15 protein-coding genes are annotated in these 16,486 nt (G+C 55.2%); 7 read left to right on the top strand and 8 right to left on the bottom strand.

The window, feature by feature from the left end:
* The first annotated feature begins 513 nt into the window (after window positions 1-513).
* The 5 genes from ACR0DG_RS11495 to ACR0DG_RS11475 all read left to right on the top strand — a co-directional run bounded on the left by ACR0DG_RS11495 (window position 514) and on the right by ACR0DG_RS11475 (window position 8,348).
* A complete protein-coding gene (locus ACR0DG_RS11495) occupies window positions 514-2,064 on the top strand; it encodes a sugar ABC transporter ATP-binding protein (protein WP_480697243.1) in 1,551 nt (516 codons plus the stop codon).
* Between the two features lie 27 nt (window positions 2,065-2,091).
* Entirely contained in the window at window positions 2,092-3,378 is a 1,287-nt protein-coding gene (locus ACR0DG_RS11490) for an ABC transporter permease (protein WP_480697245.1), read from the top strand.
* Between the two features lie 84 nt (window positions 3,379-3,462).
* Entirely contained in the window at window positions 3,463-4,422 is a 960-nt protein-coding gene (locus ACR0DG_RS11485) for a substrate-binding domain-containing protein (RefSeq protein ID WP_480697247.1), read from the top strand.
* A 111-nt stretch (window positions 4,423-4,533) separates the two neighbouring features.
* Entirely contained in the window at window positions 4,534-5,346 is an 813-nt protein-coding gene (locus ACR0DG_RS11480) for an IclR family transcriptional regulator (protein ID WP_480697249.1), read from the top strand.
* Window positions 5,347-5,555: 209 nt separating this feature from the next.
* Window positions 5,556-8,348: a bifunctional aconitate hydratase 2/2-methylisocitrate dehydratase gene (locus tag ACR0DG_RS11475; RefSeq protein WP_480697251.1), complete on the top strand. Its 2,793-nt coding sequence runs from the start codon at window positions 5,556-5,558 to the stop codon at window positions 8,346-8,348.
* Window positions 8,349-8,522: 174 nt separating this feature from the next.
* Here the strand turns inward: ACR0DG_RS11475 and ACR0DG_RS11470 are convergent, their stop codons facing one another.
* The 7 genes from ACR0DG_RS11470 to pqqA all read right to left on the bottom strand — a co-directional run bounded on the left by ACR0DG_RS11470 (window position 8,523) and on the right by pqqA (window position 12,672).
* A complete protein-coding gene (locus ACR0DG_RS11470; RefSeq protein ID WP_480697253.1) occupies window positions 8,523-8,864 on the bottom strand; it encodes a cupredoxin domain-containing protein in 342 nt (113 codons plus the stop codon).
* Complete coding sequence (locus ACR0DG_RS11465; RefSeq protein WP_480697254.1) at window positions 8,864-9,385, bottom strand: DUF4142 domain-containing protein; 522 nt, start codon at window positions 9,383-9,385, stop codon at window positions 8,864-8,866. The genes ACR0DG_RS11470 and ACR0DG_RS11465 overlap by 1 nt, the downstream gene beginning before the upstream one ends.
* 165 nt (window positions 9,386-9,550) lie before the next feature.
* A complete protein-coding gene (gene pqqE, locus ACR0DG_RS11460) occupies window positions 9,551-10,645 on the bottom strand; it encodes a pyrroloquinoline quinone biosynthesis protein PqqE (protein ID WP_480697256.1) in 1,095 nt (364 codons plus the stop codon).
* Window positions 10,642-10,929: a pyrroloquinoline quinone biosynthesis peptide chaperone PqqD gene (pqqD, locus tag ACR0DG_RS11455; protein WP_480697258.1), complete on the bottom strand. Its 288-nt coding sequence runs from the start codon at window positions 10,927-10,929 to the stop codon at window positions 10,642-10,644. The genes pqqE and pqqD overlap by 4 nt, the downstream gene beginning before the upstream one ends.
* Window positions 10,926-11,654 carry a pyrroloquinoline-quinone synthase PqqC gene (gene pqqC, locus ACR0DG_RS11450; RefSeq protein WP_480697259.1) on the bottom strand — a complete coding sequence of 243 codons (729 nt, stop codon included), beginning with the start codon at window positions 11,652-11,654 and terminating at the stop codon, window positions 10,926-10,928. The genes pqqD and pqqC overlap by 4 nt, the downstream gene beginning before the upstream one ends.
* The gene (pqqB, locus tag ACR0DG_RS11445) at window positions 11,651-12,538 is read right to left on the bottom strand and encodes a pyrroloquinoline quinone biosynthesis protein PqqB (RefSeq protein WP_480697261.1); all 888 of its coding nucleotides are present in this window, start codon (window positions 12,536-12,538) and stop codon (window positions 11,651-11,653) included. The genes pqqC and pqqB overlap by 4 nt, the downstream gene beginning before the upstream one ends.
* Before the next feature lie 26 nt (window positions 12,539-12,564).
* Window positions 12,565-12,672 carry a pyrroloquinoline quinone precursor peptide PqqA gene (pqqA, locus tag ACR0DG_RS11440; RefSeq protein WP_170537497.1) on the bottom strand — a complete coding sequence of 36 codons (108 nt, stop codon included), beginning with the start codon at window positions 12,670-12,672 and terminating at the stop codon, window positions 12,565-12,567.
* Between the two features lie 200 nt (window positions 12,673-12,872).
* On the opposite strand from pqqA, the gene ACR0DG_RS11435 reads away from it, so the two are divergent.
* Both ACR0DG_RS11435 and ACR0DG_RS11430 read left to right on the top strand, forming a co-directional pair.
* Complete coding sequence (locus tag ACR0DG_RS11435) at window positions 12,873-14,936, top strand: 4Fe-4S binding protein (protein WP_480697264.1); 2,064 nt, start codon at window positions 12,873-12,875, stop codon at window positions 14,934-14,936.
* 86 nt (window positions 14,937-15,022) lie between these two features.
* Window positions 15,023-15,826, top strand: a complete 804-nt coding sequence (locus ACR0DG_RS11430; protein ID WP_480697266.1) for an FAD:protein FMN transferase — start codon at window positions 15,023-15,025, stop codon at window positions 15,824-15,826.
* Between the two features lie 34 nt (window positions 15,827-15,860).
* Here the strand turns inward: ACR0DG_RS11430 and ACR0DG_RS11425 are convergent.
* Window positions 15,861-16,486, bottom strand: a 626-nt coding sequence (locus tag ACR0DG_RS11425) for an FAD binding domain-containing protein (protein ID WP_480707160.1), incomplete at its 5' end; no start/stop codon positions are given.

Raw genomic sequence — 16,486 nt, 5'->3', positions numbered from 1 at the left:
TGAATTGGTGACAACCGAGGCCGACGATTAATAGGGATGAAAACCCACCGGATGCGCGCTGTTCCCTAGGGCTATATTCAGGCTTAATCCGGGTCAGGTGATGTAGGCCAAACCTGTCCTGCGCACCTTTCAAAGCCAAACCCCGGCCGCTGGTCTCTTGATGGAATCGGGTTAGCGTTTCACTGGCGGGCTGTTGCACATATGAAACCGGCTAGGCTTGGGGCAGTGACGTTCCACAATGCGTGTTGAGGCAACGGGAAGGTCGGTTTGATTCCGTGCCCGCAGATCAATATCCTTCAAATTTAATACAGCAATTACAGACACCTATCTGGCCAATGTGGTTAAGAAGACGATCTGCCATTCTCACACCGCGCCGGTGTCCAAATGGCTGTTCATCAAATGCACAAATCACCACTTATAAAAAAACCTTGACGATTTATCTGTGGGAATGGTTTTGTATATGAAACGAGTTTGAGGAGACTCGTTTTGAAAATGGCGTGGGGAGGCGCTGTAATGACTGTCAAGCAATCGGCTCTGCGGGCGAAGCACGGTACCGAAAGCCAGATTTCCCTGTCTCTCAATGGGATCGGCATGTCTTTTTCGGGCGTTTCGGTCCTGCGCGACGTGAACCTCGCCATCGAAGGCGGTGAAATTCACACCCTCATGGGTGAAAACGGGGCGGGCAAAAGTACGCTGGTCAAGATCATCAGCGGCGTGCAAAAGCCGACCTTTGGCGCGTTCCAGATAGATGGCGAGACGGTCGAATTCAGCGCACCTCGTGATGCAGAACAGCACGGCATCGTCATCATGCATCAGGAACTGAGCCTGATCCCCGAGATGACGGTCGCCGAGAATGTTCTGCTGGGGCATGAGCCCCGGAAATTTGGCACGTTCATTGATCGCAAAGCCCTTCGTGACAAAGCGCAAAAGGCGCTGTCGCGTTTTGGGTTCACGTTGGATATCGACACGCCGGTCAAAGATCTTAGGGTCGGCGAACAGCAATTGGTCGAAATTGCCCGCGCCCTGCTAATGAACGCACGGCTGTTGATCATGGACGAGCCGACTTCGGCATTATCCCAGGCCGAAGCAGATATTCTGATGGAAGTGGTGCGTGATCTGGCGCTGCAGGGCGTTGCTGTCGTCTACATCTCACACCGCATGGACGAAGTTTTTGAGATTTCCGACCGTGTTACGGTTCTGCGTGATGGCGATTTGATCGGAACACGACTGGCGACGGAAACAACGCCGGACGACTTGATCCGCATGATGGTTGGCCGCACGGTCGAGATTAATCCGGTCGCCAGACAGAACCCAGCCACGGACGAAGTCGTTCTGAACGTAGCAAACCTGACAGCCTGGAGTGACCGTCGCAAGGTTTTGGATGACGTCTCATTTGACCTGAAACGGGGTGAAGTGCTTGGCGTTGGTGGGTTGCTGGGTGCAGGCCGGACAGAATTGCTGGAAACGCTTTTTGGTGCCCGTGGTGGCAGCTATCAGGGGTCACTGACTTTGGAAGGGCGTCCTTTACGCCCTGTGCGTCCGCAGGACGGTGTCCGCAATGGGCTTGCGTTGATTACAGAAGATCGAAAAGGAAACGGTCTGATCCTTGACCGGTCGATCTCTTCGAATGTTGCGCTGCCCTTGATGCCATTGCAGTCCCGGTTCGGTCGGTACTCAGAAGCCGAGCAACGCAAGCAGGCATTGAAAGCCATAGAAACACTGAAAGTAGCAGCCACCGGTCCTGAACATCCGGTCGGAAAGCTGAGTGGCGGGAACCAGCAGAAAGTGGTTCTGGGAAAGTGGCTGGCCACGGAACCCCGGGTGCTGCTGTTGGATGAGCCCACTCGCGGGATCGATATCGGTGCCAAGGATGAGATTTACGATCTGGTCGGGCGACTGGCTGATCAGGGGATCTCGGTTCTGTTTGCCAGTTCTGAGTTGTCCGAATTCATGGCCGTTTGTGATCGCATGATCGTGCTGTGCGAAGGGCAGTTGGCCGGAGAACTGTCCCGCGATGAGATGACCGTAGATTCAATCAAGGCCCTGGCGATGCAGTTCCGCTAACTGCCCCGGCCCAACCAGAGAAAAGACATGACCGTTATGGAACCCAACAGCCAGACAGCGAAACCGGAACATCAAGGCTATGCGATGTTCATGCGCCTGCTGAACAAGACCAAGCTTTACTGGGGTCTTTTTGCGCTGATCCTATTTGGCGCACTGACCTCGCCAGTCTCGTCCAAGGGCAACAATATCTTCCTGTCCTTGGGCAATCTGACGGATATTCTGCGTCAGGTCTCGGTCACGGGGATTGTGGCCGTGGGCATGACGATGGTGATTTTCATCGCGGGGATTGACCTGTCGGTTGGGTCGGTCATGGCCTTGGGCACGGTGATCTGCGCCATGTTGTTGACGCAAGAAGGTTGGACCGCTGCCAGCTATTTCGGCGTGCCTGCCACCGGGATCGTGCTGTTTGTGGCCATCGCGGCCCTGATCTATTTCGTGCAAAGCAACCTGAACCGCACCTCTGACACCGCAGCCACAACAAGTGCGCCGTCGCGGATGTTGAGCCGCCTTGTCGCAGCGGCAATCGCCATCGGCGTGATGGTTTGGCTGGCCGGTCAGGTGATGCCCAAATTTGGCGTTCTGGCGGTACTGATCGTGGTGCCCTGCATCGGTGCTGTGATGGGTACGGTAAATGGCGCGCTGATCGTCTATGGCCGGTTGCAGCCCTTTATCGTGACGCTGGCTATGATGGTGGGCGCGCTGGGTTTGGCGCGGGTCATCGCCGGTCAGGATACGGCAGTTTATCCGGTCTATACCGGCAGCAACGCAACCGAGAATTTCGAAGTGCTGCGTCAATTGCTATGGGGCGTCCTGCCTGTGCCCGGCCTGTTCTTTCTTGCGGTCTTGTTGATCTTCTTCCTGATTACCCGCTTTACCACCTTTGGCAGCTATCTCATGGCCATTGGCGGCAATGAAGAGGCCGCGCGTCTGGCAGGCATCAATGTAGGCCGCAACAAGATCATCACCTATGCGCTGGCCGGGGGACTCTCGGCATTGGCCGGGGTGCTCTATGTGGCGCAGTTCCGGCAAGGGAAACCGGATGCGGGCCTTGGGCTGGAACTGGACGCAATCGCAGCGGTGGTCATCGGCGGTACTAGCCTGATGGGTGGCCGTGGCGCGATTATGGGAACGTTTGTGGGCGTGCTGATTTTCGGCTTCCTCAGCAACATCCTGCAACTCAACAACATCGACAGCAACACGCAGCTGGTGCTGAAAGGCATCATCATCGTGGTCGCCGTCCTGCTTCAGGAAGGGCGATTTGAAGAGATCTTTGTCATGGCGAAAGAGCGCCTGGGCAGAGGGAGGAGGCTCTGACCTTAAATCTTGGCGGACCAAGGTCAGAGCGCAATCAGAACGCGGGAATTCGTAAAAACCCGCATCATGACTAAGGAGTAAACTATGAAAAGAAGAACATTTGGCAAGAGCCTGATGGCTGCCACCGCGCTTGCAACTTCGTTTTCGGCCTCAATGGTGCTGGCTGCAGACAACTATGTGATCGGTTTCTCGCAGGTGACCACCGTTGAGCCCTGGCGCGTCCAGTTCAACAAAGACCTGCGGGCTGAGGCCGACCTGCACGATAATGTCGAGCTGATCATCGCAGACGCAAATGACCGCACCGAAAAGCAGGTTGCGGATGTTGAGAACTTTATCCGTCAGGAAGTAGACGCGATCCTGATCTCGCCCAAGGAATCCGCTGGTCTGACCGGTGTGGTCGAGCAGGCAACCGACGCGGGCATCCCCGTCTTTGTTCTGGACCGCAATGTGGACACCGACAAATTCGTTCAGTGGGTCGGCGGAGACAACGAACTGATCGGTCGTGAGGCGGGCAAATTCGCTCTGGAACAGCTGGGTGGCGCAGGGGCTGCCAAAGGAACGATCGTTGAAATCTGGGGCGGCCTGGGCACGCAGGCAGCACATGACCGTGCTAACGGTTTCCACGAAGCCTTTGAAGGCGAAGAAGGCGTGACCTTCCTGCTGGATCAGCAGTCGGGTGACTGGAAGCAGGATCAGGCCTATGACATCATGTCGACCGCCCTGCGGAACTATGAAGACATCACTATGGTTTACGGCCACAACGATCCGATGGCCTATGGCGCCTATCTGGCGGCCAAGGACGCGGGCCGTGCAGATGACATCATGTTCATCGGCGTCGATGCATTGCCTGGCGAAGGCGTAACCTGGGTCGCCAATGGTGAGCTGTCGGCAACCTTCCTGTACCCAACTCCGGGCGCCGAAGGCCTGCGTCAGGCTCTCAAGCACCTCAAAGGTGAGGAAGTTCCGAAATCTGTTGTGATGGGAACCGAGGCGATCACCTCGGCAAATGCCGACGCTGTTCTTGAAAAGAATGGTCTGAAGTAAACGGGCAAGGCCGGCGATCTTTCTCCTCCCTGTCGGGATGGCTGGCCGAGTACGCAGGGGCTTGCGCCCCTGCTGCTTTTTCTGAGAAAGCTGACGCAAGAGGGTGACTGGATGTCCGAGCAAAAGACGAAACTTCAGAAATACTCGGCCCCTGCGTTGGAAAAGGGGTTGGATATTCTGGAATTCCTGTCTTTGTCGGATGTCTCACCCACACTCTCGCAACTGGCGCAAGGTATCGGGCGATCGAAAAACGAGATCTTCCGCATGATGATTGTTCTGGAAGAGCGAGGCTATATTGAGCGTCAGGAAGGCGATCTGTTCAAGCTGACGGGAAAGCTTGCTTTGCTGGGTGGTGAACGGACGGATAACAGCAAGCTTGCTGAACTGGCTGATCCGTACATGCAGCGCTTGGCCGAAGAGACCGACTTGTCAAACCATCTTTGGGCGCCCGGTAATGCAGGCAAGTTGACTGTCATTAACAGCGTGGCATCCCCTCAGAACTATGGGGTCAACGTTCAGGTTGGTTATACGAACCAAATCTATCCGACCTCTGTGGGCGCGTGTTTTCTGTCGGAAATCGACTCTGCCAAAGATCGGTTCGCCTATCTGGAAAGGTTGGTGCCGGGTGAAAACCCGGACGCCTTGAACAGTTTTTCCGACCAGGCCGCGCTTTGCGCGCAGCAGGGGATAATCTCGCTCGATAGCCCTGAGAGCAATGCCATCAGTGAAATATCAGCACCTATCCGTCATGTCGCTGGTAAGACGGTTATCGCTGCTTTGACGATCCCGCATTTTTCAGCGGCTTTGATCGATAATCGGCGCGAACTGGTGATTGAAGCATTGAAAACAACCGTTCTTCAATTGCAGGAGAACATTTCGACAAGAATGCCATTGCCTCGTTCCTCGTGGCGCGGTTTGGCCTAAGTTGAGCAGGGGTGCGGCGATTTGAAGTCGCCAGCCATCCATAAAGATCACATCCTTCTGAAACGTTAGCGACCAAACTGGCCCAAAGGTGTATTGATCTGTGTGCGCAAATAGTATACCGCGGCATACAAAGAGGATCCGGACGGTCGCCACAGGCCTATTACCGCCGGTTTGCTCGCTTCGTTCAACGCTTACTCGTCGGGGTCGCCATGAGCCTTTACACAGACTATCTTACTGAAATCGAAACGCGCAAAGAGCAGGGTCTGCACCCCAAGCCAATTGATGATGGTGCGCTGGTCAAAGAGATTGTTGCCCAGATCAAAGATGCCGGCAATCCGCATCGCGAAGGCTCTCTGCAGTTTTTCATCTACAACACCTTGCCCGGCACCACGAGCGCCGCGGGAGAAAAAGCCGCCTTCCTGAAAGAGATCATCTTGGGCGAGGCTGATGTTGCAGAGATTTCGACCGAATTTGCGTTCGAATTGCTTTCACATATGAAAGGCGGCCCTTCGGTTGAAGTTCTGCTGGACCTGGCTTTGGGGGATGGCGCAGATATCGCGGCGCAAGCGGCCGAAGTGTTGAAGACTCAGGTCTTTTTGTATGATGCAGATACCGACCGGTTGAAATCAGCCTTTGAGGCAGGAAACCCGATCGCAAAGGACGTTTTGGAAAGCTACGCCAAGGCGGAGTTCTTTACGAAACTGCCCGACATTGAAGAAGAAATCAAAGTCGTGACTTACGTCGCGGCCGAAGGTGATATTTCGACCGACCTGTTGTCGCCGGGTAACCAGGCGCACTCGCGCTCGGACCGGGAACTGCATGGTAAGTGCTTTATCTCGGAAAAGGCACAGCAAGAAATTGAAGCGCTGAAACTGCAGCATCCCGACAAACGCGTAATGCTGATTGCTGAAAAAGGCACCATGGGCGTTGGGTCGTCACGGATGTCAGGGGTGAATAACGTGGCGCTTTGGACGGGTAAGCAAGCCAGTCCCTATGTCCCCTTCGTCAACATCGCGCCGATTGTGGCTGGGACCAACGGCATTTCTCCGATCTTTTTGACCACGGTCGGCGTGACAGGCGGTATCGGGATCGACTTGAAGAATTGGGTGAAAAAGGTGGATTCCGAAGGTAATCCGATCCTGAACAACGATGACAGCCCGATCCTCGAGCAGAAATACTCGGTCGAGACCGGCACGGTCATGACCATTAATACGGCGGACAAAAAGCTGTATGACGCGGGCGGTAAGAACGAGTTGGTTGATGTTGCGTCATCCTTCACTCCGCAAAAGCTGGAGTTCATCAAGGCTGGTGGATCCTATGCCATCGTTTTCGGCAAGAAACTTCAGACGTTTGCCTCTCAGACCCTCGGGATCGAGTTGAAATCGGCCTTTGCGCCATCAAAGGAAATCAGCCTCGAAGGTCAGGGCCTTACTGCGGTTGAAAAGATATTCAACCGCAACGCCGTGGGCGTGACAGACGGCAAAGTGCTGCACGCGGGTTCCGATGTGCGGGTCAAGGTGAACATCGTGGGTTCGCAGGACACGACCGGTTTGATGACGTCGCAAGAGCTTGAGGCGATGGCGGCGACAGTGATCTCTCCGACTGTAGATGGGGCGTACCAATCAGGGTGTCACACAGCGTCGGTCTGGGACAAGAAAGCACAGGCGAACATTCCACGTCTGATGTCCTTCATGAACAATTTCGGCCTGATCACGGCGCGCGACCCCAAGGGCGAATATCACGCAATGACGGATGTGATCCACAAGGTTCTGAACGATATTACTGTCGACGACCGGGCGATCATCATCGGCGGTGACTCGCACACCCGTATGTCAAAAGGTGTGGCGTTCGGCGCGGACTCGGGGACCGTTGCATTGGCGCTTGCCACGGGTGAGGCGACGATGCCCATACCAGAATCCGTCAAGGTGACCTTCAAAGGTAAGATGGCCGATCATATGGATTTCCGTGACGTGGTCCACGCGACGCAGGCCCAGATGCTCAAGCAATTTGGTGACAACGTGTTCCAAGGGCGCATCATCGAAGTTCATATCGGTACCCTACTGGCGGATCAGGCGTTCACCTTTACCGACTGGACGGCCGAGATGAAGGCAAAGGCCTCGATCTGTATCTCGCAGGACGAGACGCTTGTGGAATCTCTTGAGATCGCCAAAAGCCGCATTCAGATCATGATCGACAAAGGTATGGAGAATGAGGCCAAGACGCTGCAAGGCCTGATCGACCGTGCGGATGCGCGCATCGCCCAGATTAAGTCGGGTGAAGTTCCCGCGCTGACGCCTGATGACAATGCCAAGTACTTTGCCGAGGTTGTCGTTGATCTGGATGAGATCAATGAGCCGATGATCGCGGACCCGGATGTCAATAACGCCGACGTATCCAAACGGTATACCCATGATACGATCCGTCCGGTTTCTTATTACGGTGGCGACAAGAAGGTTGATCTGGGGTTTGTCGGCTCCTGTATGGTTCACAAAGGTGACCTGATCATCGTGTCTCAGATGCTGAAAAACCTCGAAAAGAAAAACGGCAAGGTCGAGTTCAAAGCTCCGCTGGTCGTTGCAGCCCCGACTTACAACATCATCGATGAGTTGAAAGAAGAGGGCGAATGGGACACGTTGCAGGAATATTCGGGCTTTGAGTTCGATGACATGTTCCCAAAAACCGCAGCGCGTACCGAGTACGAAAATATCCTCTACCTTGAGCGTCCCGGTTGCAACCTGTGCATGGGTAATCAGGAAAAAGCGGCCAAGGGCGATACCGTTCTGGCCACGTCTACCAGATTGTTCCAAGGCCGTGTCGTTGAAGACTCTGCGGACAAAAAAGGGGAATCCCTGTTGGCTTCGACGCCTGTGGTTGTTCTGTCTGCCATCCTTGGGCGCACGCCAAACATCGACGAGTACAAATCTGCGGTCGACGGCATTGATCTGACCCGGTTTGCACCTCCTGTCGAAAAACTGGCAGGCAGCAAGTCTGCGCATTTCTAAACATATCGGGCCGGTCGTCTTGTGGACGTGCCGGCCCGATTTAAGGTTCCTACGCAACCGGTTCAGTCTGGCTTCCGTGCAACGAGACAAGTTGCGTGGTAGGTTAAAGGCAGAAGGCCGCCGTGTTGGCGACAGTAGCTCTGCCCTCAGGCGAAACAATCTCGCACCCGCAGTTCAAACAACCTCGAGTGAGCCTTTCATGTGAGGGTGAAAGGCACAGAAATATCTCGTTTCCATCCCTTCGCGGACCTCTATTTCGGCGCTTTGGTTCTGCACCAACTCAAGCGTGTCCCAACCGAACGCATCAGCCGTGGCTGTGTGGGGGGCGATATCGAAATTGGTCCATCTGATCCGATCACCCACCTGCACCGTCAGATGCGATGGTTCGTAAACGAAACGACGTATCGAAACCTTATGCGTGGTTGTCGCTTTCGCAGGTCGTACCTGCAGCGAAAAAGCGGCTGCTGATGCAGCCGCTCCGGTCACGACACCACGACGTGACACCAGCCGGGACATTAATTCAATGCCTCGACCATCATTTCGGCATGGCCTTCATGCGCTTTGAAAATCTCCAAACCCTGAACGAACAGCGCCTTCACCTCGGCGTTGTCGATATTCGGGATCATAGCGTTTTCAACCAGATCGTTTACCGCCTGGTGATATGCCAATTCATTCGCAGCGTACGCCTCGTCGAATTCTGCACCACGTAGCTGTGACAGCTTGTTTATGATCTCTTCGGCATTTTCATTCAGTGTTTGGCTGAACGCATTGTCTTGCGCTGTCGCACCAAGCTTTTCCAGCAATCCCAAAGCTGCAGCGTTTACCGCTGTGTGATCGCGGATCATCGTATTGGCAAACTCGTGGATCTCTGGGTTTTCAGAAATTGCCAGCGCCAAATGCGCGTAACGGATATCAATATTGTCGGCAGTATAGGCGATATGCGCGAATTCCAGATCGCTCATGTCCGCGATTTCTTGCGCGGCGGCAGGTGCAGCGAATGCGACGGCGACGACAGCGGCCGTAAAGAGGTGTTTCATTGGGGACACTCCAGTTGGTTTTTGATTGCCACCAGTATCGGCATCTTGGCCGCGAACCACATGCCGGAGCGTTCAAAAACCCGCACAGATCGTCCGAGAGTGCGGACGAACGACAATGAAGTGATACATTTGGGTGGCTAAACCAACGCGGAAAACGCAAAGCGTTTATTGTGCGGCGGTATCTAACTTTCGATACACAAAGGTGTCGGGCGCACGTGCCGGTTCGTCGTCTAGTATGGCTCGGACCTGTTCGTGATGTGGTGACTTTCGGCACACCGGGTCGGTTGCGGATGCATCGCCTGCCAATGCAAGTGCCTGACAACGGCAGCCTCCGAAATCGATGTCCCGTCGGTCGCAGCTTTGGCAGGGTTCCGGCATCCAATCCGTTCCGCGATAGGCGTTGAAGGCTTCGCTGTCGTACCAGATGTCTTTGAGGCTTGCGTCCAGAACTGTCTGGAAATTCAGGTGCGTCAACGTTTGGGCCGCGTGGCAGGGTAAGACCGTTCCATTGGGCGTTACATTCAAACCTGTTGAGGCCCAGCCCCCCATACAGGCCTTGGGAAAATCGGCGTAGTAGTCTGGTGGGACAAAATCGAAGGCCATCACACCTAGCAGCCTTTGCGCGGCTTCAGCCACTTTGTCCTTTACGGCTATTGTCTGTTCGCGCGACGGCAGCAGTGTCGCGCGGTTTTTCAATGCCCAACCATGGAACTGGACGCAGGCCACTTCCAACCGTCTGGCCCCAAGTTCGACAGCCATTTCTATGGTGCGGTCCAGATCGTCCAGATTGTGGCGGTGCATGACAGCGTTCAGGGTCAGCGGAATACCCCGATCACGGATTTCCTTGGCGACGATCATCTTGCGATCGAATCCGCCCCGGTAACCGCCTATGCGGTCGGCCAAATCCGCATTGGTACCTTGCAGCGACAATTGGACGTGATCCAGCCCTGCCTCTTCGAGTTGGTCCAGACGTTTCGGCGTTAATCCTACACCCGAAGTAATGAGGTTGGTGTACAGCCCAATCTGAGCGGCGTGTTGCGTCAGGTCTTCCAGATCTCTGCGCGAGGCGGGTTCGCCGCCTGATAAGTGCAATTGCAGGATGCCCAGTTCTCGTGCTTGCGAAAATACGTCTTTCCAGACATCCGTGCTCAGTTCCGTATTCTTGCGCTCCAATTCGACCGGATTGCTGCAATACGGGCAGCTGAGGGGGCAGCGATGCGTTAGTTCCGCCAGCATGGCGATAGGGGGCGCAATCGTCATGCGTTCACCATAACGTAAAGGCGACCACGCAATGCCTGCAGAAACTGTTGCACATCTTTTTCGATCACATCAGTCGGTGCACCATAGGTCGTGGCAAGGTCACCAACGATATCGCCGAAGCCAGCCTTGCCGTCGACGCGTGAGAGGATCGCAATGCCTATATCGTCTAACTCGATGACCTTTTCAGGGGCCATCAAAACGGTGCGGTCGCGGACCGTGTCTTTCTCAATGCGAACGCCGCGTGGCAGATAAGGGCGATCTGTATCCGAGAAAGCCAAGCTCATAACATGCCTTCCCCTGGTGTCCATGCACCTGGCGGAACACGGCCAGGTTCCACGTACGCAGACCAAAGGGCGTCTAACTGGGCCCAAAGCACGTTTGTTTTAAAGATCAGCGCCTCGCAGGCCATATCTTCTTTTTCAGCGGTATCGGCATGGTCCAACACCCAGTTCAGCCCATATGCCACGTCTTTTGGCGCTTCGGTCAAACGTTTGCGGAAATAGGACAAGCTGTCGGCATTGGCAAAGTCATAGTGGGCCAACAATCCTTCGATCCGCTGTTCATGGATCTTGGGCGCGAACAGTTCGGTCAGTGAAGACGCAACCGCCTGTAAGAGAGGTTTGTCGCGCACATAGTGGATATAGGCATCCACAGCAAATTGAGTTGCTGGCAGCACACCCCGGCCTGACGCGACATAGTCGGGATCCAAACCAACCGCTTCGGCCAGTTTCAACCATCGCCTGATGCCGCCGCCAGAGTCCGTTCCGCCATCGTGATCTTCGATCCGGGAACGCCATTCGCGGCGTATTTCAGGATCGGTACAGCGCGACATAAAGGCCGCGTCCTTCATCGGGATCGCCGCCTGATAGGCCCAGCGGTTTACGACCCAGGCGCGAACCTGATCGGGCGTGCACTGACCGCTGTGCAAGCGATGATGAAAAGGATGTTTGTCATGATAGCGCTCGTCTCCGATCTGGCGCAAACGAGCTTCCAGAGTTTCGCGCGTCATATCATGATCTCCTGCCCGTCATAGGCGATGTCCCAGCCCGCGTTTTCCACAAACGCGCGTTCGGGCCCATTTGGTTGCAGCATTGGATTCGTGTTGTTGATGTGGATGAATGTCTTTGCAGCCTTGAGACCCGCAAGACGTTCAATGGAGCCGTCGGGACCGCTTACGGAAATATGGCCCATTCTCTGCCCAGTCTTTACACCTGTGCCAGATCGGATCATCTCATCGTCATCCCAAAGCGTGCCGTCAAAGAACAACTGGTCCGCATCGGCCACCTGCGTCAGCAGCTCGGGGGTGACTTGGGCGCAACCGGGAATGTAATAGGCGACCTTGTCGCCAGTGGTCAGGCGTACGCCAACCGTCTGCTCACCAATCAAATCGGTTTCGACAGTGTCACCTTCCATGAACAAAGGCACCTTTCCCGGCACTGCGAAGATGCGAGCTGTCAGGCCGTCCTGCAATTCGAAATCCTGATCAAGGGTAATTCTTGAACGGGAAACTTTCTCGCGGTTCACGGCGTCGAAGATACGGTTTTCAGCCAGAACATTCAGAATGTCGCCCGTTGCAAACAATGAAAACGGCGTTTGTTCGCGAAGGCTAAGCAACCCCGCGATATGGTCGATGTCCCCGTTCGTCAGCAAAACTGACGCAACTGGTGTGTCTCGCAGGGTACGAGGGTGAAGTTTGGGATTGTCCAGCATCTGCTGCCGGATATCAGGCGAAGCGTTCAGAACGCTCCATCGCTCGCCATCAGGCGATACTGCCAACGACGATTGACCGGAAGGCGAAATAACCCCGTTTCGGGCATCCTCGCAATTCCGGCAACCACAATTCCATTGCGGTAATCCACCGCCGGCAGAAGCCCCAAGAACCAGAAAATGCACCTCGGGCCTCCGCTGAGATTAATTGATCAGAACAGGTCGCGCTCGTGCTCGCGGCCTTCGTCCTCGGACGGAGAATACATGTTGATCTCCATGCCGCAATTTACTTCTTTCAGCTTTGGTGTGCTCCAGGTCATAGATGCCTCCCTTTAATGACTGGCGTTAACATAAAACGTACAAGCCGCGTCAGTTTCGGAAAATGCTGCTTTGGTCGTACGATATTTGGCGTAGTTTCATTCCGATTGTTTGCTGCGTCAACCACCTTGAGGTCGTAGATAGGCTGGCTAGGACTTTTGTCGAATGTTCGCTGGCAAGTCGGAATTATAATCTCGCGAGCATGCGCGCGATCCTTGCAATGATCCTTTTGGTTCTGGGCAGCCTCATGGCAGTTGCCGAACCATTGCCGCGTGAGCGGATCGAACCTTATGTTCGTGCGCCATTCTCCTTGGGGGAGTTACTGAACGAAAACGGCGTGTACGCTCTGTTGAACTCAGGTGGGATCGAAGCTGGATATGTCTTTGAAACAGAGCCTTTAGCGCCCCTGCCGGGTTTTTCCGGAGCACCGATAAACATGCTGGTCGTCCTTGACCTTGAGGGCCGGTTTCTGGACGTCCAACTGATCGAACACAACGAGCCGATATTTGTATCGGGGTTGGGTCAGGCCCCTTTCCACAAGTACTTTGAGCAGTACGGAGGATTGTCGATTTCGGACTCGATCGTAGTGGGCACACCTTACGGAGATGCTGCATCGGGATCACAGCTTGTTTACCTCGACGGGGTCACCAAGGCGACGGCGAGCGTTCGTATTGCCCACGAATCCGTTATGGGCGCCGCTCTCGCCGTTGCACGCGAAAAGATGCAGGGGTTGGCGACAGCTCCGCCCGCTTTCCCAAAAGCGGATTATGATGAGGCGCTGAGCTGGGATGATTTGGTTAAGCAGGGTATCGCGACCCACAAGGTCATCACGAATGCCGAAGTAGACGCCTTGTTCAAAGATACATTGTGGGAGGACGATGATCCCGAAGCGCAGGACTATCCCGACGAAGCTTATCTTGATCTTTGGGTTGTCGATCTGGGGCCAAAGTCCATCGCGCGCGCCGCATTGTCCGAGGGCAGTTTTGATGAACTCCAGAACTTTCTGGAGATTTCAGATCATGATGAACCGATCCTTTTGATCGAAACCGCTCGTCACGGTCTGGTCAGCGAAGACTTTGTTCGCAACACGGCACCCGATTGGATATCAGCCGAACAAGACGGTTTGCCGGTGGCATTGCGGGATGCAGATCTGCTGGTGGATCTGGCCGATGGGATGCCCGATGGTACGGCGATGATCTTACGCACCGACAGGCGTTTGGGTTTTGATCCATCGCGTGAATGGGTTCTGAAAATCCTCGCTGTCCGTGAACATGGGATGTTTCAGCCCGAAACCGGGTCTGTGACGTTAGAGGTTTCGCACGCAACCCCCGAGCGGTTTTTCGATCGCCCTGTTCAGATCAAACCGGCTCCTCCCTGGCTAGAAGCGTTGCGAAACCGCCAAGGTGACTTGATTGTCCTTTCAGCGGTTTTAGCCGCAATTTTGGTCGGCTTGGGCTTCCGTATGAATGCGCTGGCTGCCCAACCTTTGTTTACGCCTCTCCGGCTTGGCGTTCTGGCCTTTGTTGTTGGGTTTGTCGGGTGGTGGGGCCAAGGGCAGCTATCTATCGTAACTGCGCTTGGTACATTGCGCACGGCGCTCGAGGGCGGCAGTTTTGCCTTCCTGCTATACGATCCCTTTTCGCTGTTGATCTGGGCCGTGACGCTGGTTGGGTTGGTTGCCTGGGGCAGGGGGCTGTTTTGTGGTTGGCTATGCCCGTTTGGTGCGATGCAGGAATTTGCGCACCATATAGGCAAGGCCCTGCGATTGCAGCAGATTGAGCCTTCGGTCGTGTGGGACAATCGCCTGAAATGGCTGAAATACCTAGTTCTCGCCTGGCTAATTGGCGTAGTGTTCATTGCCCCTGACCAGATCGACAAAGCTGCCGAGGTTGAGCCATTCAAAACCGCCGTTACGACCTTCTTTGTCCGCGAATGGTACTATGTCGCTTATGCCGCATTCTGGTTGTTGCTGGGAATGGTTCTGTTCAAAGGGTTTTGCCGTTACGTCTGCCCGCTTGGGGCGCTTCTTGCGATTGGCGGGTTGGTCCGCGGTCATGCCTGGATTGATCGGCGGGCGGAGTGCGGGTCTCCGTGCCAATTGTGCAAAGTTAAATGCAAATACGGTGCGATTAAGAAGACCGGGGAAATCCAATACGATGAGTGTTTCCAGTGTTTGGATTGCGTTGCAATTCATGATGATAGCAGACGCTGCGTGCCCTTGATCGTCGCCGCGCGCCGTCAGGCAAGAAAGGTAGCCGCAGAATGATGAACCGTCGGCGCTTTTTGGCTATTTCCGCAGCTTCTCTTGCAACCCCTGCAGCAGCGCGTTCAAACCGATGGCAAGGATACGCCATGGGGGCGGAGGTTAGCCTTACGTTCAATGGCGATCCTGCTGAAGCAGATCGCGCGATCGCACGCGTTCAGGCCCTGTTGGAACGGTGTGAAGCATTGTTTAGCCTGTACCGCCCCGCATCTGCTGTATCGCAGTTGAATACGCATGGGTTTCTGCTGAACCCCGAGCCTGAGTTTACCGCCGTATTGAAAGCCTGTGATGATATGTTTCGGGTCACCGATGGCCGGTTCGACCCGACTGTTCAGCCGCTATGGGCTGCTGCCGCTGCTGGAAAGCACGACTTGGATACAGCGCGTGAACAAGTCGGTTGGCACCGCGTTAGCTTGTCGTCAGATCGCGTTACTCTGGGCAAAAATCAAGCTGTGACTTTGAATGGTATCGCGCAAGGCTTCGCGACTGATCTAGTCACACAAGAATTGCGCCGCTCAGGCTGGACAGAAGTTCTGGTTAATATCGGCGAGTTTTTCGCCTCTGGGCGTCAATGGACCCTTGGCATTTCGGACCCAGCCCATGGGATCGTGAAAACCATCAGGCCCAAAGATCGCGCGGTCGCGACGTCCAGCCCCGGCGCTATGCGCTTAGGGGTGGATCACCTGCACATAGTGAACACAAAAGGGGAGCAAAAACCTGCGTGGTCAACCGTCAGTGTCGAAGCATCGGATGCGACCATAGCCGATGCTTTGTCTACAGCTTTCTGCTATGCGACTGCAGAAGAAATTACGGATATGCTGTCCAATGCAAAGGGAAAGCCTTCGGCGATTTGCATCAGCGCAAATGGAAATGCCATAACGCTAGGGTCGTAACAAAAGCCCCGTTTTATCGGGGCTTTTGAATGATTTATGCGCAGGCTTGGATTGCGCGTTTTGTCATGACGCTGACGAGATGTGCGCGGTATTCTTTGCTGCCATGCAGATCGCCGATCATGTTGGCGGGGTTGATACGCAGGTCCATTAGCGCATCGGTGCGGAACTCTGTGTTCAGAGCCTGCTCTGCCTCGGACCAGCGGAACACGCCATCCTCGCTGGCACCGGTAACGGCAACCCGTACGCCATCCGCGAACCGCGCCAGATAGACGCCGACCAAAGCAAACCGAGACGCAGGCTGCAGGAACTTCTGATAACTCGCCGCCTGCGGCACCGGAAAGCGGACGCCGGTGATGATCTCGTCGTCCTCCAGCGCTGTGGTGAACATGCCTTGGAAAAAATCATCCGCCGCGATCTGCCGCGTATTCGTCACGATGGTCGCGCCTGACCCCAGCACACCGGCCGGATAACAGGCCGCAGGGTCGTTATTTGCCACCGAGCCACCGATTGTGCCACGATTGCGTACCGCCGGATCCCCGATCTGCCCCGCCAGCGCTGCCAGCGCCGGATACGACGCGGCGGCCTCGCGCGCCACCGTGGCATGGGTTGTCGCACCGCCCACAGCCAGGGACCCGTCATCCTCAACACAGACCCCCTGCA

The sequence above is a fragment of the Ruegeria sp. BG8 genome, assembly GCF_056538325.1.
Note: the sequence above shows the minus strand (reverse complement) of the source record. Positions and strands in the feature narration are given on the sequence as shown.

Coding starts and splice junctions, on each gene's coding strand:
- ACR0DG_RS11490 (WP_480697245.1), top strand. CDS start 2,092: ATGACCGTTATGGAACCCAACAGCCAGACAGCGAAACCGGAACATCAA.
- ACR0DG_RS11465 (WP_480697254.1), bottom strand. CDS start 9,385: ATGAAACACCTCTTTACGGCCGCTGTCGTCGCCGTCGCATTCGCTGCA.
- ACR0DG_RS11475 (WP_480697251.1), top strand. CDS start 5,556: ATGAGCCTTTACACAGACTATCTTACTGAAATCGAAACGCGCAAAGAG.
- ACR0DG_RS11480 (WP_480697249.1), top strand. CDS start 4,534: ATGTCCGAGCAAAAGACGAAACTTCAGAAATACTCGGCCCCTGCGTTG.
- ACR0DG_RS11430 (WP_480697266.1), top strand. CDS start 15,023: ATGGGGGCGGAGGTTAGCCTTACGTTCAATGGCGATCCTGCTGAAGCA.
- ACR0DG_RS11470 (WP_480697253.1), bottom strand. CDS start 8,864: ATGTCCCGGCTGGTGTCACGTCGTGGTGTCGTGACCGGAGCGGCTGCA.
- pqqC (WP_480697259.1), bottom strand. CDS start 11,654: ATGACGCGCGAAACTCTGGAAGCTCGTTTGCGCCAGATCGGAGACGAG.
- pqqD (WP_480697258.1), bottom strand. CDS start 10,929: ATGAGCTTGGCTTTCTCGGATACAGATCGCCCTTATCTGCCACGCGGC.
- pqqA (WP_170537497.1), bottom strand. CDS start 12,672: ATGACCTGGAGCACACCAAAGCTGAAAGAAGTAAATTGCGGCATGGAG.
- pqqE (WP_480697256.1), bottom strand. CDS start 10,645: ATGACGATTGCGCCCCCTATCGCCATGCTGGCGGAACTAACGCATCGC.
- ACR0DG_RS11495 (WP_480697243.1), top strand. CDS start 514: ATGACTGTCAAGCAATCGGCTCTGCGGGCGAAGCACGGTACCGAAAGC.
- ACR0DG_RS11435 (WP_480697264.1), top strand. CDS start 12,873: ATGCGCGCGATCCTTGCAATGATCCTTTTGGTTCTGGGCAGCCTCATG.
- ACR0DG_RS11485 (WP_480697247.1), top strand. CDS start 3,463: ATGAAAAGAAGAACATTTGGCAAGAGCCTGATGGCTGCCACCGCGCTT.